The organism is Burkholderia sp. MSh2 (genome assembly GCF_000731655.1).
Lineage (GTDB): Bacteria > Pseudomonadota > Gammaproteobacteria > Burkholderiales > Burkholderiaceae > Burkholderia > Burkholderia paludis.
Genome location: NZ_JPGM01000020.1, coordinates 1 through 22054, shown reverse-complemented (window position 1 = coordinate 22054; position 22054 = coordinate 1). Strand labels below are relative to the sequence as shown.

At 68.9% G+C, this 22054-nt stretch carries 19 protein-coding genes; 15 read left to right on the top strand and 4 right to left on the bottom strand.

Annotation, left to right across the window (positions count from 1 at the left end; all coding sequences use genetic code 11):
* The first annotated feature begins 48 nt into the window (after positions 1-48).
* From GQ57_RS13540 to GQ57_RS13515, 6 genes are read left to right on the top strand one after another with little or no spacing between them, the layout of a single operon-like run.
* Complete coding sequence (locus GQ57_RS13540; RefSeq protein WP_034198092.1) at positions 49-216, top strand: DUF1427 family protein; 168 nt, start codon at positions 49-51, stop codon at positions 214-216.
* An 18-nt stretch (positions 217-234) separates the two neighbouring features.
* Positions 235-2124: an amidohydrolase gene (locus tag GQ57_RS13535; RefSeq protein WP_034198091.1), complete on the top strand. Its 1890-nt coding sequence runs from the start codon at positions 235-237 to the stop codon at positions 2122-2124.
* 1 nt (position 2125) lies between these two features.
* A complete protein-coding gene (locus tag GQ57_RS13530; protein WP_031401232.1) occupies positions 2126-2587 on the top strand; it encodes a DoxX family protein in 462 nt (153 codons plus the stop codon).
* Between the two features lie 26 nt (positions 2588-2613).
* Positions 2614-3531 carry a glyoxalase/bleomycin resistance/dioxygenase family protein gene (locus tag GQ57_RS13525; RefSeq protein WP_034198090.1) on the top strand — a complete coding sequence of 306 codons (918 nt, stop codon included), beginning with the start codon at positions 2614-2616 and terminating at the stop codon, positions 3529-3531.
* Complete coding sequence (locus GQ57_RS13520) at positions 3528-4223, top strand: YoaK family protein (RefSeq protein ID WP_034198089.1); 696 nt, start codon at positions 3528-3530, stop codon at positions 4221-4223. The genes GQ57_RS13525 and GQ57_RS13520 overlap by 4 nt, the downstream gene beginning before the upstream one ends.
* A complete protein-coding gene (locus GQ57_RS13515) occupies positions 4220-5674 on the top strand; it encodes an alginate export family protein (protein ID WP_034198151.1) in 1455 nt (484 codons plus the stop codon). Before GQ57_RS13520 ends, GQ57_RS13515 begins: the two co-directional genes overlap by 4 nt.
* A gap of 163 nt (positions 5675-5837) precedes the next feature.
* Here GQ57_RS13515 and GQ57_RS13510 read toward each other — a convergent pair whose 3' ends face one another.
* A complete protein-coding gene (locus tag GQ57_RS13510; protein WP_031401228.1) occupies positions 5838-7424 on the bottom strand; it encodes an acid phosphatase in 1587 nt (528 codons plus the stop codon).
* 225 nt (positions 7425-7649) lie between these two features.
* Here GQ57_RS13510 and GQ57_RS13505 point away from each other — a divergent pair, with 225 nt between their 5' ends.
* The 3 genes from GQ57_RS13505 to GQ57_RS13495 all read left to right on the top strand — a co-directional run bounded on the left by GQ57_RS13505 (position 7650) and on the right by GQ57_RS13495 (position 10010).
* Positions 7650-9035 (top strand): cytochrome-c peroxidase, encoded by a 1386-nt coding sequence (locus GQ57_RS13505; RefSeq protein WP_034198088.1) that lies wholly within the window; start codon positions 7650-7652, stop codon positions 9033-9035.
* A 106-nt stretch (positions 9036-9141) separates the two neighbouring features.
* A complete protein-coding gene (locus GQ57_RS13500; protein WP_031401226.1) occupies positions 9142-9528 on the top strand; it encodes a hypothetical protein in 387 nt (128 codons plus the stop codon).
* Between the two features lie 11 nt (positions 9529-9539).
* Positions 9540-10010 (top strand): NUDIX hydrolase, encoded by a 471-nt coding sequence (locus tag GQ57_RS13495; protein ID WP_034198087.1) that lies wholly within the window; start codon positions 9540-9542, stop codon positions 10008-10010.
* Between the two features lie 121 nt (positions 10011-10131).
* Here the strand turns inward: GQ57_RS13495 and GQ57_RS13490 are convergent, their stop codons facing one another.
* Positions 10132-11841, bottom strand: coding sequence for a glutamine--tRNA ligase/YqeY domain fusion protein (locus GQ57_RS13490; RefSeq protein ID WP_031401224.1), 1710 nt, complete (start codon positions 11839-11841; stop codon positions 10132-10134).
* Positions 11842-12090: 249 nt separating this feature from the next.
* Here GQ57_RS13490 and GQ57_RS13485 point away from each other — a divergent pair, with 249 nt between their 5' ends.
* The gene (locus GQ57_RS13485) at positions 12091-12300 is read left to right on the top strand and encodes an ornithine acetyltransferase (protein ID WP_031401223.1); all 210 of its coding nucleotides are present in this window, start codon (positions 12091-12093) and stop codon (positions 12298-12300) included.
* A 181-nt stretch (positions 12301-12481) separates the two neighbouring features.
* On the top strand, positions 12482-13033 hold the full coding sequence (locus GQ57_RS13480; protein WP_034198086.1) for an RBBP9/YdeN family alpha/beta hydrolase: 552 nt from the start codon (positions 12482-12484) through the stop codon (positions 13031-13033).
* Positions 13034-13090: 57 nt separating this feature from the next.
* On the opposite strand, the gene GQ57_RS13475 is transcribed toward GQ57_RS13480, so the two are convergent.
* Positions 13091-14311: a CaiB/BaiF CoA transferase family protein gene (locus GQ57_RS13475; protein ID WP_034198085.1), complete on the bottom strand. Its 1221-nt coding sequence runs from the start codon at positions 14309-14311 to the stop codon at positions 13091-13093.
* Between the two features lie 281 nt (positions 14312-14592).
* On the opposite strand from GQ57_RS13475, the gene alaS reads away from it, so the two are divergent.
* Entirely contained in the window at positions 14593-17217 is a 2625-nt protein-coding gene (gene alaS / locus GQ57_RS13470) for an alanine--tRNA ligase (protein WP_034198084.1), read from the top strand.
* A gap of 138 nt (positions 17218-17355) precedes the next feature.
* Here alaS and GQ57_RS13465 read toward each other — a convergent pair whose 3' ends face one another.
* Positions 17356-18270, bottom strand: coding sequence for a LysR family transcriptional regulator (locus tag GQ57_RS13465; RefSeq protein WP_034198083.1), 915 nt, complete (start codon positions 18268-18270; stop codon positions 17356-17358).
* A gap of 128 nt (positions 18271-18398) precedes the next feature.
* Between GQ57_RS13465 and GQ57_RS13460 the strand changes: the two genes are divergently transcribed.
* The 3 genes from GQ57_RS13460 to GQ57_RS13450 form a co-directional block, all read left to right on the top strand.
* Positions 18399-19640, top strand: a complete 1242-nt coding sequence (locus GQ57_RS13460; protein WP_031401218.1) for a YbfB/YjiJ family MFS transporter — start codon at positions 18399-18401, stop codon at positions 19638-19640.
* Positions 19641-20066: 426 nt separating this feature from the next.
* A complete protein-coding gene (locus GQ57_RS13455; RefSeq protein ID WP_235215056.1) occupies positions 20067-21710 on the top strand; it encodes a ShlB/FhaC/HecB family hemolysin secretion/activation protein in 1644 nt (547 codons plus the stop codon).
* A gap of 63 nt (positions 21711-21773) precedes the next feature.
* On the top strand, positions 21774-22054 hold a 281-nt coding region (locus GQ57_RS13450), incomplete at its 3' end, for an ESPR domain-containing protein (RefSeq protein WP_034198082.1).

Here is a 22054-nt window from a genome sequence, read left to right as displayed (position 1 = left end):
GCGCCCGGGCGACATTGCGGGTCATTCTAATCGAGTCGGGAGGGGCGGATGGAATCGTATCTAGTTTCATTGGGTGCCGGCGCGTTGGTCGGCGTCGTCTACAGCGTGGTCAAGGTGCGCTCGCCCGCACCGCCGCTGATCGCCCTGGTCGGGCTGGCCGGCATGCTGATTGGCGTCGCGGCCGTCGCACCGGTCCGCCACTGGCTCGGCTTCTGATTGCATCGAGGACACTTCATGAGCGCTACTGACAATCAACCCGATCTGATCCTGCACAACGGCCGCATCACGACGCTTGACCGCGCGAACCCCGTCGCGACGGCCGTCGCGATCAGGGACGGCCGCTTCGTGGCGGTCGGCCGCGACGCGGACGTGATGCCGCTCGCCGGCGATGCGACGCGGGTCGTCGACCTCGGCGGCCGCAGCGCGCTGCCGGGCCTGATCGACAACCACTGCCACGTGATCCGCGGCGGCCTGAACTACAACATGGAGCTGCGCTGGGACGGCGTGCGCTCGCTCGCGGTCGCGATGGACATGCTGAAGCGGCAGGTCGCGATCACGCCGGCGCCGCAGTGGGTGCGCGTGGTCGGCGGCTTCACCGAACACCAGTTCGCCGAGAAGCGCCTGCCGACGATCGACGAACTCAACGCGGCCGCCCCCGATACGCCGGTGTTCATCCTGCACCTGTACGACCGCGCGCTGCTGAACGCGGCCGCGCTGCGCGTGGTCGGCTACACGAAGGACACGCCCGAGCCGCCGGGCGGCACGATCCTGCGCGACGCGGCGGGCAACCCGACCGGGCTGCTGCTCGCGAACCCGAACGCGACGATCCTCTACGCGACGCTCGCGAAGGGGCCGAAGCTGCCGTTCGAGTACCAGTACAACTCGACGCGCCACTTCATGCGCGAGCTGAACCGGCTCGGCGTGACCGGCGTGATCGACGCGGGCGGCGGGTCGCAGAATTACCCCGACGATTACGAGGTGATCCGCAAGCTGCACGACGCGGGCGAGATGACGATCCGGATCGCGTACAACCTGTTCACGCAGAAGCCGAATGCGGAGAAGGAAGACTTCGTGAACTGGACGAAGAGCACGAAGTATCACGACGGCACCGACTACTTCCGCCACAACGGCGCGGGCGAGATGCTGGTGTTCTCGGCGGCCGATTTCGAGGACTTCCGCGTGGCGCGCCCGGATCTGCCGGCGCAGATGGAGGACGACCTCGAAGGCGTCGTGCGCGTGCTCGCGCAGAACCGCTGGCCGTGGCGCCTGCATGCGACTTACGACGAGACGATCAGCCGCGCGCTCGACGTATTCGAGAAGGTCGACCGGGACATCCCGCTCGCGGGCCTGAACTGGTTCTTCGATCACGCGGAAACGATCTCGGAGCGCTCGATGGACCGCATCGCCGCGCTGGGCGGCGGCATCGCGGTGCAGCACCGGATGGCGTACCAGGGCGAATACTTCGTCGAGCGCTACGGCGCACAGGCGGCCGAGGCGACGCCGCCGGTCGCGAAGATGCTGTCGAAGGGCCTCAAGGTGTCGGCCGGCACCGACGCGACGCGGGTGGCGTCGTACAACCCGTGGGTGTCGCTCGCGTGGCTCGTGACGGGCCGGACGGTCGGCGGGCTGCGCCTGTACCCGCAGCGCAACCTGCTGGACCGCGAGACGGCGCTGCGCATGTGGACCGAGTACGTGACGTGGTTCTCGAACGAGGAGGGGCGGAAGGGGCGCATCGCGGTGGGGCAGCTTGCCGACCTGGTGGTCCCGGATCGCGATTTCTTCAGTTGCGCGGAGGACGAGATCGTCGACACGACCGCGTTGCTGACGGTGGTCGGCGGCAGGATCGTGTGGGGCGCGGGGCCGTTCGCGTCGCACGATGCGCCGGTTCCGCCGGCGATGCCGGACTGGTCGCCGGTGCGCCAGTACGGCGGCTACGGCGGCTGGGGCGCGACGCAGCGCGCCGGCGCACCGCTGCAGCGGGCGGCGGCCGCCGCGATGTGCGGCTGCGCGAACGCGTGCAACGTGCATCAGCATGCGCATGCGGGCGCGTGGGGCAGTGCGTTGCCGACCTCGGACGCGAAGGGGTTCTGGGGCGCGTTCGGCTGCTCGTGCTGGGCGGTCTGACATGGCGGCTCCGACCAACCCCGGCGGCACCGGCAACCCGGCGTGGGTCCACGCGCTGCTGGCGCAGCCGTGGGTCCTGCCGCTCGCGCGTCTCGCGCTGGTGTCCGCGTACCTGATCGGCGGCGTCGCGAAGGCGCTGGATTTCGACGGCGCGGTGGCGGAGCAGGCGCATTTCGGCCTGCATCCGCCCGCACTGTGGGCGGCGTTCGCGATCGCGGTCGAGATTGCCGGTTCGCTGTGCATCCTGCTGGGCCGCTTCACGTGGCTCGGCGCTGGCGGCCTCGGCGTGCTGACGCTGGTCGCGATGGCAGTGGCGAACGACTTCTGGAACCGCACGGGCCCCGCGCATTTCACGGCGCTCAACAGCTTTTTCGAACATCTCGGGCTGATCGCGGCACTCGTGCTCGCGACCCTGCTCGCCGATGCGAAGCATCCGGCCGGCGACGGCCGCACCACCCGATGACGATGAAACAACCAGGAAAACCTGTCATGAAAACCATTCGATCCGTGTTGCTCGCCGTGATGATCGCGGGAGGGCTTGCCGTCGCGCCCGTCGCCTTCGCGAAGACTTCGGCCGCGAAGGCCGTCGCGACGCCGGCCGTGGCGGTTGGCCCGCAGTACGACACGACCCACGTGTGCGTGCCGCCCGACGATTTCGACCGCTTCACCGACAGCTTCGTCGCGACGTTCGGCGGCAAGAAATCGAAGCAGGGCGTGTTCCAGGTCACGCCCACGCCGAGCCAGACGATGTCGCAACTGGTGCTCACGCCGGCCGGCACGATCTCGGTGTTCGGCTTCAAGACGCCGATTCCGTATCCGTTCTGTTCGGAGCGCACCGGCTATCTCGTCACCGATCTCGATGTCGCGATGAAGTCGGCGCGTGCGCACGGCGCGGACGTGGTCGTCGACACGTTCCCCGATCCGATCGGCCGCGACGCGATCATCCGCTGGCCGGGCGGCGTGAACATGCAGCTCTACTGGCACACCGAGGCGCCGCATTACGACGCGCTGGAGACCGTGCCCGAGAACCGCGTGTACGTGTCGCCGGAAAGCGCCGACACGCTGGTGCGCGACTTCGTCGCGTTCTCGCACGGCAAGGTCGTGTCGGACGTTCGCAACGCCCCGGGCGTCGAGATCGGCCGGCCGGGCGACACGTATCGCCGCATCCGCATCGAATCCGGCTTCGGCAGGATGACCGTGCTCGCGACGGACGGCCATCTGCCGTACCCGTTCGGCCGCGAGATGACCGGCTACGAGGTGCCTGATCTCGCCGCGACGCTGAAGCGCGCGCAGGCCGCGGGCGTGAGCGTGCTCGTGCCGCAGTACACGTCGGACGGCCGCGACGCGGCGCTGGTCCGGTTCCCGGGCGGCTATATCGCCGAGATCCACGCGGGCGCGGCGCGATGAAGCACGAGGACACGATCCTTGCCGCGGTGGCCGGCTTCGTCGACACGCTGAGCTTCGTCGCGCTGTTCGGCCTTTTCACCGCGCACGTGACCGGCAACTTCGTGCTGATCGGCGCGGGCGCCGCGGGGTTCGGGCAGGGCGTCCTGCTGAAGCTCAGCGTGTTTCCGGCGTTCGTGTGCGGGGTGGTCGCGAGCAGCCTGATCGCACGCGCGTTTGCCGGGCGGCCGGCCTGGCAGGGCGCGCGTGCGCTGCATGCGGTCCAGGGCTTGCTGCTGCTCGGCTTCTGCGCGGCCGGCGTGTGGGCGTCGCCCGTCATCCAGTCCGACAGCCTGCCGGTGCTGCTGACCGGCATCGTCGGCACGTTCGCGATGGGCGTGCAGAACGCGCATCCGCGCGTGATCGCGCGCACCGGCGTGCCGAACACGGTGATGACCGGCAACGTCACGCAGGCGATTCTCGACGTCGTCGACCTGCTGTCCGCCGGCACGCCCGACAGCGTGCGCGCCGCGGCGCGTGCGCGCTTCGCGAAGATGTGGCCGGCGATCGTCGCGTTCGCACTCGGCGCGGCGGCCGGTGCGCTGGGTTATCGCCAGGCCGGGTTCTGGGCGCTGCTCGCGCCGGCCGGCGCACTCGTGGCGCTGGCGGCATGCACGGGCATGTCCGCCCGGCCGGCCGCGCCGGAGCGTGCATGATTGCGCGGCGGGGCGGGGCGCGTCTCGACCGCGTTGCGCGCGCGTCGGTGGTGGCCGGGCTGCTGTTCGCGAGCGTCGATGCGGCGCGGGCGGAATCGGCGCCGGCCGCCGCCGGCGGCGCGAGCGCGTCGGCGTGCCCGGCCGCGCGGCCGGCCGTGCTGTTCAACCGCTGGCAGGAAGACTGGTCGGCGCTCGCGAATCCATGCGTGCCGCGCGCGCCGCTCGACGGCCTGAAGTACATCCCGCTCGGCAACGATCCGGCGTCGTACCTGTCGCTCGGCGTGAACCTGCGCGAGCGCCTGGAAACCAACGACGCGCCGCTGTTCGGCATCGGTTCCGCGCAATCGGATACGTACCTGATCCAGCGCGTCGAAGTGCACGCCGATGCGCATCTCGGTTCGCACTGGCAGTTCTTCGTGCAGTTGCAGGATGATCGCGCGTTCGGCAAGAACACGATCGCGCCGGTCGACAGGAATCCGCTCGATCTCGAACAGGCGTTCGCGACCTACACGGGCGCGCTCGGCGGCGGCACGTTCAAGTTCCGCGTCGGCCGGCAGGAGATGGCGTTCGACCTGCAGCGCTTCATCGCCGTGCGCGACGGCCCGAACGTGCGGCAGGCGTTCGACGCGGTGTGGGCCGACTACGAATACCGGAAATGGCGCTTCATTGCGTATGCGACGCAGCCGGTGCAGAACCGCAGCGTGTCCGCGTTCGACGACGTGTCGAACCGCGACCTGACGTTCAGCGGCGTGCGCTTCGAGCGGCAGTCGGTCGGGCCCGGCGACCTGTCGGGCTACTGGTCGCGCTACAACCGCGGCAACGCGCGGTTTCTCGATGCGAGCGGCGCCGAGCGGCGCGACGTGTGGGACCTGCGCTACACCGGCACGCAGGGCCGCTTCGACTGGGATCTCGAGACGATGCTGCAGACGGGCACGGTCGGCGGCAGCACGATCCGCGCATGGGCGTTGGGCTCGATTGCCGGCTACCGGCTCGATGCGCCGTGGTCGCCGCGCGTCGCGCTCCAGGTCGACGCGGCGTCGGGCGATCGCCATCCGCACGACGGCCGCGTCGAAACCTTCAATCCGCTGTTCCCGAACGGCTATTACTTCACGCTCGCGGGCTTCACCGGCTACGCGAACCTGATCCACGTGAAGCCGTCGGTGACGCTGAAGCCGTCGCCGGCGCTGTCGCTGCTCGGCGCGCTCGGGTTCCAGTGGCGCGAGACGACCGGCGACGCGGTCTACCAGCAGGGCAACGCGGTGGTGCCGGGCACGGCCGGCAAGGGCGGCTTGTGGACGGGGATGTACGTGCAGCTGCGCGCGGACTGGACGATCGCCGCGAACCTGATCGGCGCGATCGAGGCCGTGCACTTCCAGGTCGGCGATGCGATCCGGCAGGCGGGCGGGCACAACGCCGATTACATTGGCGTCGAGATGAAGTACGGGTGGTAGCGCGCGTCTCGCGGCGCGCGGTTCGCATGCGACGGCTCCGGGCAGCGCGCCCACCGGGGCCGGCGTCCGGCACGCGTGCATCCGTGAAACGACGAAGGGCGACCCGGGTCGCCCTTCGTCAGGTGCGGCCGGCATCGATGCCGGCCGGTGCCGCGTCGTGCCGTTACAGGTTCGGCGACAGCTGCAGCGCGTTCGTCAGGTCGCCCATCGGCTGCGCGCCGTTGGCCTTCAGCGCGTCGTCGCGCTGTTGCAGGCCCGCGAGGCGCGGCAGCGAGAAGCGGCGCGTGATGAAGCGCAGGATTGACGCGGTGTCGTACTGCGTGTGATCCACGAAGCCCTTCTTCGAGAACGGCGACACGATGAGCGCCGGAATCCGCGTGCCGGGGCCCCAGCGGTCGCCCTTCGGCGGCGACACGTGATCCCAGAAGCCGCCGTTTTCGTCGTACGTGACGACCACGACCATGTTCTTCCACTGCGGGCTCGCCTGCAGGTGCGCGAGCAGGTTCGCGATGTGCTGGTCGCCGGTCGAGACGTCCGTGTAGCCCGCGTGTTCGTTCAGGTTGCCCTGCGGCTTGTAGAACGAGACCTGCGGCAGCGTGCCCGCGTCGATCGCCTTGATGAACGCGCTGCCGTCGGTGCCGCCGTCGAGCAGATGCTGCGCGCGGCTCGTGCTGCCGGGCGCCTGGTTCGCGTAGTAGTTGAACGGCTGGTGGTGCGGCTGGAAGTTCGGGGCCGTCATGTTCGGGCCGTAGATCACGTTCGCCGTGCCGCTCTGTGCGGCCTGCAGCGCCTGGCTCCACGCGCCGCCGTACCATGCCCACGACACGCCCGCGTTGGTCAGCAGGTCGCCGATGTTCTGCTGCGTCTGCGGCGGCAGCGTCGATGCGGCCGACGGATCGGCGAGGTTCGGGTCGCCGCCCGTGGCGGCCTTGTTGCCGCTCGGCTGATACGGCGGCTGCATCGTGTTGATCGCGTAGAAGTCCGGCGTCAGGTTGCCCGAATTCACGAACTTCGGAATGCCGTCGAGCGCGGAAGCCGGGGAGTTGCTCGCGAGCTGCAGCGACTTGCCGTCCGCCGCGACGGCCGAGATCGAGCCGGCGGCCGGGCTCTTGTCCGCGTTCGCGTAGAACGGCGCGCACGCACAGATCAGGTACTGGTGGTTCAGGAACGAGCCGCCGAACGCGCCCATGAAGAAGTTGTCGGCGAGCGTGAACTGCTGCGCGATCTTCCACAGCGGCAGCTTCGTCGCGTCGGGCGTGTAGTGGCCCATCACGAGGCCGCCCGAGTCGGCCCACGCGGCGAACATGTCGTTCTTGCCGCCGTTGATCTGCATCTGGTTCTCGTAGAAACGGTGATACAGGTCGCGCGTCGTCACGCTCATCGACGTGTTGAAGCCGTTCGGATCGTCGATCGCGAACGGCGCGTTCGGCAGGTTGGCCGTCATCGCCTCGGTCACGGCGGGCGTCACGCCCTTGGCGGTCAGGCCGCCCCAGACCTTCGGCAGCGTCGCGAGCGCCTGGCCGTTGCGGTCCTTCTGCTGCGCGCTGGCCGCGGTCACGTTCTGCAGGCCGTTCGCGCCGGGGAAGTTGCCGTACAGGTTGTCGAAGCTGCGGTTTTCGGCGTAGATCACGACGACGTTCTTCACCGTCGACAGGCCTTGCTGCTGCACGTCGTCGCCGCCGCAGGCGGTGAGGGCGGCGGCCGCGGCAACGGCGATCGGTGTAAAGCGAATCCAGGCGTGGTTTTTCATCCGTTGTACTCTCTATCTCTCTCTTGTCGCGTGGGGAACCGGAGCATCCGTGTACCGCCGGTTCGCGAGGGTAACCGTGGCATGTCCGGCTGTAAGCATTTTGAGGGCTCGATTTGACAGCCGGGTGTAGGCGTCCTTTCGATTAGCTGTCGATCGACCGTCATGTAACGGTCATGCGGCTGACATAAACTCCGGCCGCTCATGAACCCACTTTCCGACGACTCGATGAAGCCTCGCCAACCGACAGCCGGCGCGTTCGCGCGTTCGTGGCTGCACCTGACCGGCGCGCTCGCGCTGGCCACCACGCTTGCAACCCTTGCCGGCTGTGACGGGCAGCCGGGCGCGGGGGCGCCATCCGGGCAGGCCGCGAGTGCGGCGAGTGCACCGGGCGCCGCGAATCTGGTTGCGTCCGCAACGGCTTCCGCCACGGGGGCGGTGGTCGCGACGAACCAGCCGCAGACGCGTGCACAAGTTTACGAAGGCGTGCGCCGGATGACGGCGCTCGGCAAGCAACTTTTCTTTGACCCTACGCTGTCAGGTTCCGGCAAGCTTGCCTGCGCGTCGTGCCACAGCCCCGATCACGCGTTCGGGCCGTCCAACGCGCTGGCCGTGCAGTTCGGCGGCGACGACATGAAGCGCTCGGGCTTTCGCGCGGTGCCGTCGCTCAAGTACCTGCAGGGCGTGCCCCAGTTCACCGAGCACTTCCACGATTCCGACGACGAAGGCGACGAGAGCGTCGACGCGGGCCCGACGGGCGGCCTCACGTGGGACGGCCGCGTCGATACGGGCGCCGAGCAGGCGCGCATTCCGCTCACGTCGCCGTTCGAGATGAACAGTTCGCCCGCGAAGGTCGCGCAGGCCGTGAAGGCCGCCCCGTACGCGGACGAATTCCGCGCGGTGTTCGGCGTGAAGGTGCTGGACGACGACGCGGCGACGTTCAAGGCCGTGCTGCGCGCGCTCGAGACCTTCGAGCAGACGCCCGAGCTGTTCTCGCCGTACACGAGCAAGTACGACGCGTATCTCGCCGGTCATGCGCAGCTCACGCCGGCCGAAATGCGCGGGCTGCAGTTGTTCAACGACGAGAAGAAGGGCAATTGCGCGAGCTGCCACATCAGCCAGCGCGCGCTCGACGGCACGCCGCCGCAGTTCAGCGATTTCGGGCTGATCGCGATCGCGGTGCCGCGCAACCGCGCGTTGCCCGTCAACCGCGACCCGCGCTTCCACGATCTCGGCGCGTGCGGCCCGGAGCGCACCGACCTGAAGGGCCGCGACGAATTCTGCGGGCTGTTCCGCACGCCGTCGCTGCGCAACGTCGCGCTGCGCAAGACGTTCTTCCACAATGGCGTGTATCACACGCTCGAGGACGTCATGCGCTTCTACGTCGAACGCGACATCCATCCGGAGAAGTTCTACCCGGTCGTGCACGGCAAGGTGCAGATCTACGACGACCTGCCGAAGCGCTACTGGCCGAACATCAACCGCGAAGCGCCGTTCGACCGCAAGCGCGGCGAGGCGCCGGCGCTGGACGCGGCCGAGATCAAGGACGTGATCGCGTTCCTGGGCACGCTGACCGACGGGTATCCGCAAACGGCCGCGCCGGCCACGCACTAGGCGGCGCCGACGGCACGCATGCTATGCTCGCTCGCTGACGGGCGCGGTGCGTGCCGGTTCGCCGGCCTGCACCGCGTCGTTCGATCGAACATCCAAGGAGAACAACATGTCGATGCGTGCATCCCTTTCCATCGTCACGCGCGTGCTGGCCGGCGCCGCGTGCGCAGCTGCGATGCTGCCCGCCCATGCGCAGAACAACCTGAACTTCCTGAACGACACGCCGATCAGCTATTTCACCAAGGCCGACCGCGCGTCGCTCGCCCAGGCCGCCGCGCAGGTGCGTGACGAAGGCAAGGACGGCGAGACCACGACGTGGCAGAGCAGCGGCCGGGGCACGCAGATCGATGCGAAGCTGACGCCGTCCACGTCCGAGAGCGACGGCAAGACCTGCCGCGAAATCGCCACCGAAATCACCGCGAAGGGCCAGACGATGACGCTCAAGCCCGTCTACTGCAAGACGGCCGCGGGCAAGTGGCAGTTGCAGAAGCGCTGAGCACACGCGCGATGAGGCGGAGCGGCGCGCCGCGCACGGTGTCGTGCGGCGTCGTGATTCTCGATGCGGCCGGCCGCGTGTTCCTCGCGCATGCGACGGACACCACGCACTGGGACATCCCGAAGGGGCAGGGCGAACCGGGCGAGACGCCGGTCGATGCCGCGCTGCGCGAGCTGCTCGAGGAAACCGGCATCGTCTTCGCGCCGGCGCGGCTCGTCGATCTCGGCTGCTTCGCGTATCGGCACGACAAGGACCTGCACCTGTTCGCGGTGCAGGTGGCCGACGGCGAGATCGATCCCGCGCGCTGCACGTGCACGTCGTTGTTCCCGAGCCGCCGGGACGGTTCGATGATTCCCGAGATGGATGCGTACCGCTGGACCGTGCCGGGCGACGTCGACGCGTATGTAAGCCGCAGCCTCGCGCGGCTGTTCCGCACGAAGCTGTCGCTGGCGGCGCTGCATCGGCGCCTGTCGGGCGCGTGACCGCGCGCGGCGGCGCTCGCTGCCGCGTTCCGCTTCGATGCGTGCAATAAAAAAACCGGCCTGAGGCCGGTTTTTTTCTGGTCGCGCGACGACGGCTGTCGACGCCGTGCGCGGCAGGCCGTCAGGCCGGCTTGCCCCAGCTGTCGCGCAGCCCGACGATCCGGTTGAACACGGGCTTGCCCGGCTTCGAATCGACACGATCGGCAACAAAGTAGCCGTGGCGCTCGAACTGCAGGCGCGTTTCCGGCGCGATATCGGCGTTGCCCGGCTCGAGGTAGGCCTGCACGATCTTCTTCGAATCGGGATTCAGCGCCTCGAGGAAGTTCGCGCCGCCCGCGTCCGGATGCGGCACCTTGAACAGGCGGTCGTAGATCCGCACTTCGGCCGGCTGCGCATGCTTCGCGCTGACCCAGTGGATGTTGCCCTTGACCTTGTAGTTGTTCGCGCCTTCGGTGCCCGACTTGCTGTCCGGGAAGTAGTTGCAGTGCACGGCCGTGACGTTGCCGTCGGCGTCCTTGTCGAAGCCCGTGCATTCGATCACGTAGCCGTAGCGCAGGCGCACCTTGTTGCCCGGGAACAGGCGGAAATACCCCTTCGGCGGGTTCTCGGCGAAATCCTCGCGCTCGATCCACAGCTCGCGCGAGATCGGGAACGTGCGCACGCCGCGCTCCGGGTGGTGCGGGTGCACCGGCGCCGTGCAGGCTTCCTCGAGGTCTTCCGGGTAGTTGTCGATCACGAGCTTCAGCGGATCGAGCACCGCGACCGTGCGCGGCGCCTTGTCGTCGAGGTCGTCGCGCAGCGCGCCTTCGAAGATGCTCATGTCGATCCACGAGTCGATCTTCGTCACGCCGATCCGGTCGCAGAACAGGTGGATGCTCTCCGGCGTGAAGCCGCGGCGGCGCACGCCGACGATCGTCGGCATCCGCGGGTCGTCCCAGCCGTCGACGTGGCCTTCGGTGACGAGCTGCAGCAGCTTGCGCTTGCTGGTGATCGCGTACGTGAGGTTCAGCCGCGAGAATTCGATCTGTTGCGGCAGCGGGCGCGAGAAGATGCCGGCCTCCGCGAGTTCGTTCAGCACCCAGTCGTACAGCGGGCGGTGATCCTCGAATTCGAGCGTGCACAGCGAATGCGTGATGCCTTCGAGCGCATCCGAGATGCAGTGCGTGTAGTCGTACATCGGGTACACGCACCACGCGTCGCCGGTGCGGTAGTGGTGCGCGTAGCGGATCCGGTAGATCACCGGGTCGCGCATGTTCATGTTCGGCGAAGCCATGTCGATCTTCGCGCGCAGCACGTGCTCGCCTTCCTTGAACTCGCCGGCCTTCATGCGGCGGAACAGGTCGAGGTTTTCTTCCGGCGTACGGTCGCGGAACGGCGACGGCTTGCCGCCTTCCGTCAGCGAGCCGCGGTTCGCGCGCATCTCGTCGGCGCTCTGGCTGTCGACATAGGCCTTGCCGCGCTTGATCAGCAGCTCGGCGAACTCGTACAGCCTGTCGTAGTAGTCGCTCGCGAAATACTGATGATCGACCGCGTCCTTGCGCCAGTCGAAGCCGAGCCAGCGTACCGCGTCGACGATCGAGTCGACGTACTCGACGCTTTCCTTTTCCGGGTTCGTGTCGTCGAAGCGCAGGTGGCACACGCCGCCGTAGTCGCGCGCGACGCTGAAGTTCAGACAGATGCTCTTGGCGTGCCCGATGTGCAGATAGCCGTTCGGCTCGGGCGGGAAGCGCGTTTCGACGCGGCCGCCCCATTTGCCGGTGCGGTTGTCGTCGTCGATGATGTTGCGGATGAAATTGGAAGCCGCGGGGGCGTCGTTGCGTTCGGTGCTCATGCGGTGGCGTCAGGTTGTGTCTGTGTCGGCGCGTCGCGCCGGTTTAATCCCGTGATTCTACCTGACCGGGGTGCGTCCCGCGCGGCTCGCAGCACGGCGGAAGGCGGTTTCGCCGGTTTATCTCGATATTGTGTCGGCTGTAACACGACGTAAATCGGATTGCCCGCGCTGTTTGGCCTTCCCTATGATGGCGGCACCGAATCGAATGCCGTCGTGCGGATGGGCGCAGGGCGGGGAATACCTGGAACCATGATGAAGAAGACCACTTTTGTCGTTCGTACCGCCGTGATCGTCGCGGTCCTGTCTCAGCTCGGCGCATGCGCGATGACGCATGCCCAGCGCAACGCCGGCATCGGCGCGGCCGCGGGCGGCGCGCTCGGCTACCTGATCACGGGCGGCCCGATCGGCACGGTCGCCGGCGCCGCGGCAGGCGGCATCGTCGGCGCGAACGTACGCTGACCGACGACGCGGGCCGCCGGCACGGCGGCTCGCCACCGGTCGCGACGCCGCACCCGGCGCGTCCCGACCCGACCCCACGCACATCCTTCCGGTTTCGTTCAGACAGGCAGCATCAGGGAGGAACGGGTGTGCGACACTGCGTCGACGCCACATAACGATTTCACGCGTCGACGCACCTTCCATGAGCCATTTCCCCGTTCTCGTCCTGCCGGGTTACGCCAACTCGGGACCGCTCCACTGGCAGAGCCGCTGGGAGCGCGCCGATGCACGCTTCTCGCGCGTCGCGATGCCCGACTGGGAGCATGCATTCCGCAACGGCTGGTGTCTCGCGCTCGACCGCGCGGTCGAGGCCGCGCCCGGCCCCGTGCTGATCGCCGCGCACAGCCTCGGCACGCTGACGGCCGCGTGGTGGGCGACGCGCTATGCCCGCCCGGCCGCGCTCGCGAAAGTACGCGGCGCGCTGCTCGTCGCGCTGCCCGATCCGGCCGGCCCCGCGTTTCCGGACGATGCGCACGGCTTCGGGCCCGTGCCGCACGAGCGCCTGCCGTTTCCGACCGCCGTCGTGGCGAGCCGCGACGATCCGTACGGGTCGCCCGCGTTCGCGCGCGCGTGCTCGAACGCATGGGGCAGCGCCTTCCACGACATCGGCCCGCGCGGCCACATCAATGCGGACAGCGGCCTCGGCGACTGGCCCGCGGCGCGCGGCTGGCTCGACGCACTGGCGCGCGCCTGACGGCGCGCGGCGCGGCGCCCGCAGCATGCCGGCGCGCACCCGGGCCGGCAACCGCGCTCAGATCGCCTGTTTCGCCCGCAGCGCCGCGATTTTCGCGTCGTCGTAACCGAGCATGTCGCGCAGCACGTCGTCGGTATGCGCGCCGAGCAGCGGCGGGGCCGTGCGCGCGTCGGGCGGCGTCGCGCTCATCCGGATCGGGTTGCGCACGAGCTTCGCGTCCGCGCCGCACGGATGCGGCAGCGACACCTGCATCCCGCGTGCGATCACCTGCTCGTTGTCGAACACTTCGTCCAGATCGTTGATCGGCCCGCACGGCACGCCGGCCGCTTCGAGCGCGTCGATCCAGTCGGCCTTGTCGCGCACCCTGACCATCTCCGCGAGGATCGGCACCAGCGTGTCGCGGTGGCGCACGCGCGACGGGTTCGTCGCGAAGCGCTCGTCGTCGGCCAGCCCGGGCCGGCCGCCGGCCTCGACGAACTTGCGGAACTGGCCGTCGTTGCCGACCGCGACGATGATCCAGCCGTCGCGCGTCTGGAACGTCTGGTAGGGCACGATGTTCGGATGCGCGTTGCCCCAGCGCACCGGCGGCTTGCCGCTCGCGAGGAAATTGGTGTTCATGTTCGCGAGCAGCGCGACCTGCACGTCGAGCAGCGCCATGTCGATGTACTGGCCCTCGCCGGTGCGGTCGCGGTGCGCGAGCGCGGCGAGCACCGCGATCGTCGAGTAGAGGCCGGTCGAGAGGTCGGCGATCGCGACGCCGGCCTTCTGCGGGCCGCCGCCCGGCTCGCCGTCGCGCTCGCCGGTGATGCTCATGAAGCCGCCGATGCCCTGGACGATGAAGTCGTAGCCCGCGCGGTGCGCGTACGGGCCTGTCTGGCCGAAGCCGGTGACCGAGCAGTAGACGAGATCGGGCTTCACCGCGCGCAGGGATGGGTAGTCGAGCCCGTATTTCTTCAACTGGCCGACCTTGTAGTTCTCGAGCACGACGTCGCTCTGCGCGGCGAGCTCGCGCACGATCCGCTGGCCTTCGGGCGTCGCGATGTCGATCGTCACCGAGCGCTTGTTGCGGTTCGCCGCGAGGTAGTACGCGGCTTCGGCCGTGTCGGCGCCGTCCGCGTCCTGCAGGTACGGCGGCCCCCAGTGGCGCGTGTCGTCGCCGGCGCCCGGGCGCTCGACCTTGATCACGTCCGCGCCGAAATCGGCGAGCGTCTGCGCGCACCACGGGCCCGCGAGCACGCGGGTGAGGTCCAGCACGCGGATATGGCTCAGGGCACCCATCGTCGAATCGTCTCCTTTCATGGCTGGCCTGCCTTGCCGGGGCACGGCCGATTGGCATGCCGAGCATCTTAAGGCGAATCGGCCGCGCAGGGGGCCGGGCGCCCGCTCGCGCCGGTCGCGGGCCGGCGCCGGACCCGGGAAGGGCCCGGCCGCTTTGCCCGCGCTTTGCCCGGAAGCCGGCCCCGATCCCGTATAATCGATCGTTTCCAAATCCATGCCGCCGCGCCCCGCCCAGGGCGCCGGCGTTTGAAGCCGTCTTTGCCAGACTGTCCCCGCACGCCATGAAAGCTGCCGAAATCCGCGAGAAATTCCTCAAATTCTTCGAATCGAAGGGCCACACGATCGTCCGCTCGTCGAGCCTCGTGCCCGGTAACGACCCCACGCTGATGTTCACGAACTCGGGCATGGTCCAGTTCAAGGACGTCTTCCTCGGCACGGATCCGCGCCCGTACTCGCGCGCGACCACCGCGCAGCGCAGCGTGCGCGCGGGCGGCAAGCACAACGACCTCGAGAACGTCGGCTACACGGCGCGTCACCACACGTTCTTCGAGATGCTCGGCAACTTCTCGTTCGGCGACTACTTCAAGCACGACGCGATCCGCTTCGCGTGGGAGCTGCTGACCACGGTCTACCAGTTGCCGAAGGACAAGCTGTGGGTCACCGTCTACCAGGAAGACGACGAGGCGTACGACATCTGGGCGAAGGAAGTCGGCGTGCCGACCGAGCGCATCATCCGCATCGGCGACAACAAGGGCGCGCGCTACGCGTCGGACAACTTCTGGACGATGGGCGACACGGGCCCGTGCGGCCCGTGCACGGAAATCTTCTACGACCACGGCCCGGACGTGTGGGGCGGCCCGCCGGGATCGCCCGAAGAAGACGGCGACCGCTACATCGAGATCTGGAACCTCGTGTTCATGCAGTTCAACCGCGACGCGCAGGGCAACATGACGCGCCTGCCGAAGCAGTCGGTCGACACCGGCATGGGCCTCGAGCGTCTCGCCGCGGTGCTGCAGCACGTGCACAGCAACTACGAGATCGACCTGTTCCAGAACCTGATCAAGGCCGCCGCGCGCGTGACCGAGATCAGCGACCTCACGAACAACTCGCTGAAGGTGATCGCCGATCACATCCGCGCGTGCTCGTTCCTGATCGTCGACGGCGTGATCCCCGGCAACGAAGGCCGCGGCTACGTGCTGCGCCGGATCGTGCGCCGCGCGATCCGCCACGGCTACAAGCTCGGCCGCAAGGGCGCGTTCTTCCACAAGCTGGTGGCCGACCTCGTCGCCGAGATGGGCGTCGCGTATCCGGAGCTGAAGGAAGCCGAGCAGCGCGTGACCGACGTGCTGCGCCAGGAGGAAGAGCGTTTCTTCGAGACGATCGAGCACGGCATGTCGATCCTCGAGGCCGCGCTGGCCGACGTCGAGGCGAAGGGCGGCAAGGTGCTCGACGGCGAGCTCGCGTTCAAGCTGCACGACACCTACGGCTTCCCGCTCGACCTCACGGCCGACGTGTGCCGCGAGCGCGGGATGACGGTCGACGAGCCGGCGTTCGACGACGCGATGGCGCGCCAGCGCGAGCAGGCGCGCGCGGCCGGCAAGTTCAAGGCCACGCAGGGCCTCGAATACACGGGCGCGAAAACCACGTTCCACGGCTACGAGGAAATCGCGTTCGACGACGCGAAGGTCGTCGCGCTGTACGTCGACGGTTCGTCGGTGAACGAAGTGAAAACCGGCCAGGACGCGGTCGTCGTGCTCGACCACACGCCGTTCTACGCGGAATCGGGCGGCCAGGTCGGCGACCAGGGCGTGCTCGCGAATGCGTCGACGCGCTTCGCGGTGGCTGACACGCTGAAGGTGCAGGCCGACGTGATCGGCCACCACGGCACGCTGGAGCAGGGCGCGCTGAAGGTCGGCGACGTGCTGCGCGCGGAGATCGACGCGCATCGCCGCGCGCGCACGCAGCGCAACCACTCGGCCACCCACCTGATGCACAAGGCGCTGCGCGAAGTGCTCGGCGCGCACGTGCAGCAGAAGGGGTCGCTGGTCGATGCGGAAAAGACCCGCTTCGACTTCGCGCACAACGCGCCGATGACGGACGACGAAATCCGTCGCGTCGAGCAGATCGTCAATGCCGAAATCCTCGCGAACGCACCGGGCATCGTGCGCGTGATGCCGTACGACGAAGCGGTCAAGGGCGGCGCGATGGCGCTGTTCGGCGAGAAGTACGGCGACGAAGTGCGCGTGCTCGACCTCGGTTTCTCGCGCGAGCTGTGCGGCGGTACGCACGTGAGCCGCAGCGGCGACATCGGCTTCTTCAAGATCGTCGTCGAAGGCGGCGTCGCGGCCGGCATCCGCCGCGTCGAGGCGATCACCGGCGACAACGCGCTGCGTTACGTGCAGGCGCTCGACACCCGTGTGAACGAAGCCGCGGCCGCGCTGAAGGTGCAGCCGTCGGAGCTCACGCAGCGCATCGCGCAGGTGCAGGACCAGGTGAAGTCGCTCGAGAAGGAGCTGGGCGCGCTGAAGTCGAAGCTCGCATCGAGCCAGGGCGACGAGCTCGCGCAGCAGGCCGTCGAAATCGGCGGCGTGTACGTGCTGGCCGCGACGCTCGACGGCGCCGACGCGAAGACGCTGCGCGAAACGGTCGACAAGCTGAAGGACAAGCTGAAGAGCGCGGCGATCGTGCTGGCGGCCGTCGAAGGCGGCAAGGTCAGCCTGATCGCGGGCGTCACGGCCGACGCGAGCAAGAAGGTCAAGGCCGGCGAGCTCGTGAACTTCGTCGCGCAGCAGGTGGGCGGCAAGGGCGGCGGCCGTCCGGACATGGCGCAGGCGGGCGGCACCGAGCCTGACAACCTGCCGGGCGCGCTGGCCGGCGTGAAGGGCTGGGTCGAGGAACGCCTCTGATCGTCGCAGCCGATACGATGCCGTCCGGTTGACGGCGGCATCGCGTGACAAATACGAAGGCCCGACCGGTTGATGCCGGTCGGGCCTTCGTGTTTGCGGGGCCGGCCGGCGCGGGCGCGGCTGCGGCTGCCCGGCGCTTCAGGCCGGCACGGCCACCGGCGGCTTCGCCGCACCGCCGGGTTGCCGGGCGGCGTCGACGAGCGCATCGCGCAGCGCGGCGAGCGCCGCCGACGCATACCCTTGCCGCCACCCGAGCAGCGTATCGATGCCTTCGAGTGCGGGAATCGTGTGCGCGGCGATGTTGCCGGTCTCGGGCTGCAGGTCGAGCACCGAACGCGGCGCGACCGCGATGCCCGCGCCGGCCGCGACGCAGGCGACGATCGCGTGATACGAGCCGAGTTCGAGCACGCGCGCCGGTTTCACCTCGTGCGCGGCATACCATTGCTCGACGTATTTCCGGTAGGTACAGCCGCGCTCGAACGCGATCAGCGTCGGCAGGATCACGTCGCGCGGCGTGCGCACCGGCGGATGGCCGCGCGGCGTCAGCAGCACCAGGTCCTCGCGGAAGATCGGCACCGTCTCGAACGTGTCGGGCAGCGTCTCCGGCGCGGGCGGGCGCGCGAACAGCGCGGCGTCGATCTCGAAGTCGCGCACGCGGTCGATCAGCCAGCCGGTCGTGCCCGTCACCAGTTCGAGCGACACGTCGGGCCAGGCATGGTGATAGCGCGCGAGCACGGCCGGCAGGCGGCTCGCCGCCGTGCTTTCCATCGTGCCGAGCCGCAGCCGCCCGCGCGGCGTGTCCTCGCGCACCGCGTCGCGCGCCTCGTCGGCGAGCGCGAGCAGACGCTCCGCGTAGGGCAGCAGCGTATGCCCGGCCGGCGTCAGCACGAGCCGGCGGCCGTCGCGCACGAACAGCGCCGCGCCGAGTTCCTCCTCGAGCTGCTTGATCCGCGTCGTGACGTTCGACTGCACGCGATTGAGCTTGACCGCCGCGCGTGTCACGCCGTTCTCGCGCACGACCGCCCGGAAAATCGCCAGTGCCGCCAGATCCATGATTCTCTCCGAGGGATGGATGTGTTCTGGATTATTCATTTTTCGAGAATGTCAGGTCAAGCTAGGATGAGGTCGTCCCGATTTCCGTTCCGGCCGGCGCATCGCATGCGGCGGCCCGTGCCGCCGCCATGTCCCGTCCCGATGCACCGTCCGCCGTCCACGCGCTTTCGTCAGACGAAGCCGACCGCCAAGCCCGCGTGGTCGCGCTGGCCTGCATGACCGGCCTCGCGATCGTGCTCGGCGTCGGTCGCTTCGCGTTCACGCCGCTGCTGCCGCTGATGCTTGCCGACGGCTCGATCGGTCTGAAGGCCGGCAGCTGGCTCGCGTCGGCGAACTACGCGGGCTATTTCGCCGGCGCGGTCAGTTGCGCGGCGCTGCGCGTCGCGCCCGCGCGGATGGTCCGCTTCGGTCTCGCGGCCACCGTGCTGCTCACCGCCGCGATGGGCGTCGGCCATCCGCTGCCCCTGTGGCTCGCGGTGCGTTTCGTCGCGGGCGTCGTCAGTGCGTGGACGTTCGTGTTCATGTCGCAATGGGGGCTGAAGCGGCTGGCCGAACTGTACGCGCCGGAGTGGAGCGGGGTGATCTACGCGGGGCCCGGCGTCGGCATCGTGGCGACGGGGCTGATCGGCAGTGTGCTGGCCGGCCATCGCGCGGCGACCGGCTGGCTGGGTTTCGCGGCGCTGTCGGCCGTGTTGTCGGTCGCGATCTGGCGCACGTTTGCGGTCGTGCCCGCCGTCGGAGCGGCCGTGAACGCGGCTGTCGCTACCCCGGCAGCTTCCGCGGCGCCGGCCGGCGCACGTCGCCACCGCGCGGACGCCGCGTGGCTCGTCGTGCTGTACGGCATGCCGGGCTTCGGCTACATCATCACCGCGACATTCCTGCCCGTGATCGCGCGCGGCGCGCTGCCGGCCGCTTCGCCGTGGCCCGACCTGTTCTGGCCGATGTTCGGCGCGGCGCTGATCGTCGGCGCGATCGCCGCTTCGCGGTTGCCCGGCCACTGGGACAACCGGTTGCTGCTCTCGGCCGGCTGCGCGTTGCAGGCGCTCGGCATCGCGGCCGGAATCGTATGGCCGAATGCGGCCGGCTTTTCGGTCGGCAGTGCGTTGCTCGGCCTGCCGTTCACCGCGATCACGTTGTTCGCGATGCGCGAGGCGCGGCGTCTGCACGGCGAGCGCGCGGCCGGGCTGATGGGCTATGCGACCGCGTCGTACGGCGTCGGGCAGATCGCGGGGCCGCTCGTGGCGGCGCCGCTGGTTGCCCGATACGGATCGTTCACGCCGGCGCTGTGGGTCGCGGCCGCGGCGCTGCTCGCCGGGGCGGCGGGGTTCGCGGCACTCGCGGCGGCGACCGCCGCGCATCGGCGCGCGTGAAGCCGGCGGTGGTCGCCGTCGCGGCGCATGTCGTGTCGAGAGGGGGCCGGCTGGTGCGGCCGACGCGTCGATCACGCACGAACGATGCCTGTCCGGTCGGGACAGATCAATAGGATTGCTATCTTTGAAGAAAGTGACTTAGTACGCGACTGCATTTGAACGAGAATTACCGCGTAAATTTCGTACCTGATCTACATACATCCCGATTGTCTGTCTGTAGCATCCGCCGAATAAATTGATCGCCGGAGCGTTCCGGCGACTGCACTTCGGATGCTGTGGCGCATGTGGGTAGATCAACGAAGAATCGTCGTCCGTTGCCGGAATGACATCGGCAGTGTTGTCGTCGCGGGGGTGTGTGCAGCCGGTGCGCCGGCCGTATCCATCGACGGTCGCGGTGTTCCGCGCGCGCTTCGAAGCGCTGGCGGCATGCTGTGCCTGTCGCTGTTGTGGGGCGCAGGCGTCGCGAGCGCGCCCGGGCAGGCGCACGCGCAAGTGCCGACTGCCGGGGCGACGATGCGCGACGTCGAAACGTCGCGGCCGGCGCTGCCGCCGGAAGCCGCCCCCGATCTCGAGATCGTCCCCTCCGAAAGCGCCGCGCAGCCGCAACCGGACGCCGGGCCGCGCATCGCCGTGCGCGCGTTCGACGTCAGCGGCAACACCGTATTCGACACTGCCACGCTGCAGGCGCTCGTCGCCGGGCTGGCAGGCGATTCGCTCACGTTTGCCGACCTGCAAAGCGCGGCAGAGCGGATCACTGCCTACTATCGCGAGCGCGGCTATGTGCTCGCGCGCGCCTATCTGCCGAAGCAGGACATCGAGAACGGTGTCGTGCGCATCGAAGTCGCCGAGGGGCGCTACGGCAAGATCGAGATCCAGAACCAGTCCCGCGTGATCGCTGCCGTGTTGCGGCAGCCGCTGGCCGCGCTGCATCCGGGCGACGTCGTCCGCGGCTCCAGCCTCGAACGCAGCCTGTTGCTGCTCGACGATCTGGCGGGCGTCGGCGCGCGCGGCACGCTGCGCCCCGGCGAAGCACCGGGCACCACCGATCTCGTCGTCGACGCCGAACGCGGGCCGCCGGCCTCCGGATCGCTGGAATTCGACAACTACGGGGGCGTGTCGACGGGGCGCTATCGCGTCACCGGCAGCATCGACGTCAATGCGCCGCTGCGGCTCGGCGATCGCCTGAGCCTGCGCGGGCTCGTCAGCGACGAGCGGCAACGCTATTCCCGCGCCGCCTATCAGGTGCCGGTGGGGCCGGCATCCACGCGGGTCGGCGTCGCGTATTCGTCGCTGAACTACCGGGTGGCGGGGCGCTTTGCGGATGTCGAGCTGAGCGGGCGCGCCAGCGTGCAGACCGTCTACGTCGCCCAACCGCTCGTGCGGGCGCGCGATCTCAGCGTCACGGCGCAGGTGCAATACGAAAACAAGAACCTGCACGACACCTACGGCATGGTCTCGCTGGTGAACGACAAGAATGTCGGCCTGTGGACCTTCGGGCTCAGCGGAAACGGCCAGGACGGCTGGCTGGGCGGCGGCCGCACCGGTTTCTCGGTGATGTTCGGCGTGGGGCGCTTGCGCAGCACCGACCTGCTTCAGGCGAATCCGCTGACGAACACGATCGGCAGCTTCAAGAAGCTCAATCTGGACCTGCAGCGGATTCAGGCATTGGGCGGCCGGTTCCAGCTATACGGGCAGGTCGGCGCACAGCTCGCGTCGCGCAATCTCGACTCTTCCGAACAATTCAGCCTGGGCGGCCCGTACGGCGTGCGTGCGTACGCGCTCGGCGAAGGGAGCGGCGACCAGGGCTGGCAGGCCAGCGCGGAATTGCGTTATCTCGCCGCGCCGGGGTGGCAGGTCAGCATGTTCGTCGACGCGGGCGCCGTGCAGATCAGCCGGCGTCCATGGACGAACGAACGGAATACGAAACACATGCAGGCGGCGGGTATCGGTGCGAGCTGGTTCGGTACCAAGCGGCAGGTCTCGCTGACGGCAGCGCTGCCGCTCGGCCGGGGCGGCGATTCGCCGACCCGCGCGCCGAGCGTATGGGTTCAGGCTGCTCAGTATTTCTGAGCAGGCGTGATCGGCGGTTTTATTTCGCACGAACATTTGTCAATCGAATAAAAAGGAGTCCAAATGAACAAGGCTTATTCACTGGTATGGAACGACGCGCAGGGCGGCTGGTGCGCGGTGAGCGAAACGGCGCGCCGTCGGGGCAAGGCGGGCGGCGGCAAGCGCCTGCTGGCGGTGGGCGTATCGCTGCTGGGTCTGGCGGCGACGAGCGCGTATGCGTTGCCGACGGGCGGCGCGGTTGCGTCGGGGCAGGCGGACATCGCGACGTCGGCGGACGGCAAGACGATGTCGATCAACCAGCACACGGACAAGCTGATCACGAACTGGCAGGACTTCAGCGTGGG

Excerpts from the sequence above, each read along its gene's own strand:
- GQ57_RS13510 (WP_031401228.1), bottom strand. The coding sequence starts at position 7,424 with ATGAAAAACCACGCCTGGATTCGCTTTACACCGATCGCCGTTGCCGCG.
- GQ57_RS13505 (WP_034198088.1), top strand. The coding sequence starts at position 7,650 with ATGAAGCCTCGCCAACCGACAGCCGGCGCGTTCGCGCGTTCGTGGCTG.
- GQ57_RS13480 (WP_034198086.1), top strand. The coding sequence starts at position 12,482 with ATGAGCCATTTCCCCGTTCTCGTCCTGCCGGGTTACGCCAACTCGGGA.
- GQ57_RS13540 (WP_034198092.1), top strand. The coding sequence starts at position 49 with ATGGAATCGTATCTAGTTTCATTGGGTGCCGGCGCGTTGGTCGGCGTC.
- GQ57_RS13460 (WP_031401218.1), top strand. The coding sequence starts at position 18,399 with ATGTCCCGTCCCGATGCACCGTCCGCCGTCCACGCGCTTTCGTCAGAC.
- GQ57_RS13455 (WP_235215056.1), top strand. The coding sequence starts at position 20,067 with ATGCTGTGCCTGTCGCTGTTGTGGGGCGCAGGCGTCGCGAGCGCGCCC.
- GQ57_RS13485 (WP_031401223.1), top strand. The coding sequence starts at position 12,091 with ATGATGAAGAAGACCACTTTTGTCGTTCGTACCGCCGTGATCGTCGCG.
- alaS (WP_034198084.1), top strand. The coding sequence starts at position 14,593 with ATGAAAGCTGCCGAAATCCGCGAGAAATTCCTCAAATTCTTCGAATCG.
- GQ57_RS13475 (WP_034198085.1), bottom strand. The coding sequence starts at position 14,311 with ATGGGTGCCCTGAGCCATATCCGCGTGCTGGACCTCACCCGCGTGCTC.
- GQ57_RS13465 (WP_034198083.1), bottom strand. The coding sequence starts at position 18,270 with ATGGATCTGGCGGCACTGGCGATTTTCCGGGCGGTCGTGCGCGAGAAC.
- GQ57_RS13535 (WP_034198091.1), top strand. The coding sequence starts at position 235 with ATGAGCGCTACTGACAATCAACCCGATCTGATCCTGCACAACGGCCGC.
- GQ57_RS13525 (WP_034198090.1), top strand. The coding sequence starts at position 2,614 with ATGAAAACCATTCGATCCGTGTTGCTCGCCGTGATGATCGCGGGAGGG.
- GQ57_RS13500 (WP_031401226.1), top strand. The coding sequence starts at position 9,142 with ATGTCGATGCGTGCATCCCTTTCCATCGTCACGCGCGTGCTGGCCGGC.
- GQ57_RS13515 (WP_034198151.1), top strand. The coding sequence starts at position 4,220 with ATGATTGCGCGGCGGGGCGGGGCGCGTCTCGACCGCGTTGCGCGCGCG.
- GQ57_RS13490 (WP_031401224.1), bottom strand. The coding sequence starts at position 11,841 with ATGAGCACCGAACGCAACGACGCCCCCGCGGCTTCCAATTTCATCCGC.
- GQ57_RS13495 (WP_034198087.1), top strand. The coding sequence starts at position 9,540 with ATGAGGCGGAGCGGCGCGCCGCGCACGGTGTCGTGCGGCGTCGTGATT.
- GQ57_RS13520 (WP_034198089.1), top strand. The coding sequence starts at position 3,528 with ATGAAGCACGAGGACACGATCCTTGCCGCGGTGGCCGGCTTCGTCGAC.
- GQ57_RS13530 (WP_031401232.1), top strand. The coding sequence starts at position 2,126 with ATGGCGGCTCCGACCAACCCCGGCGGCACCGGCAACCCGGCGTGGGTC.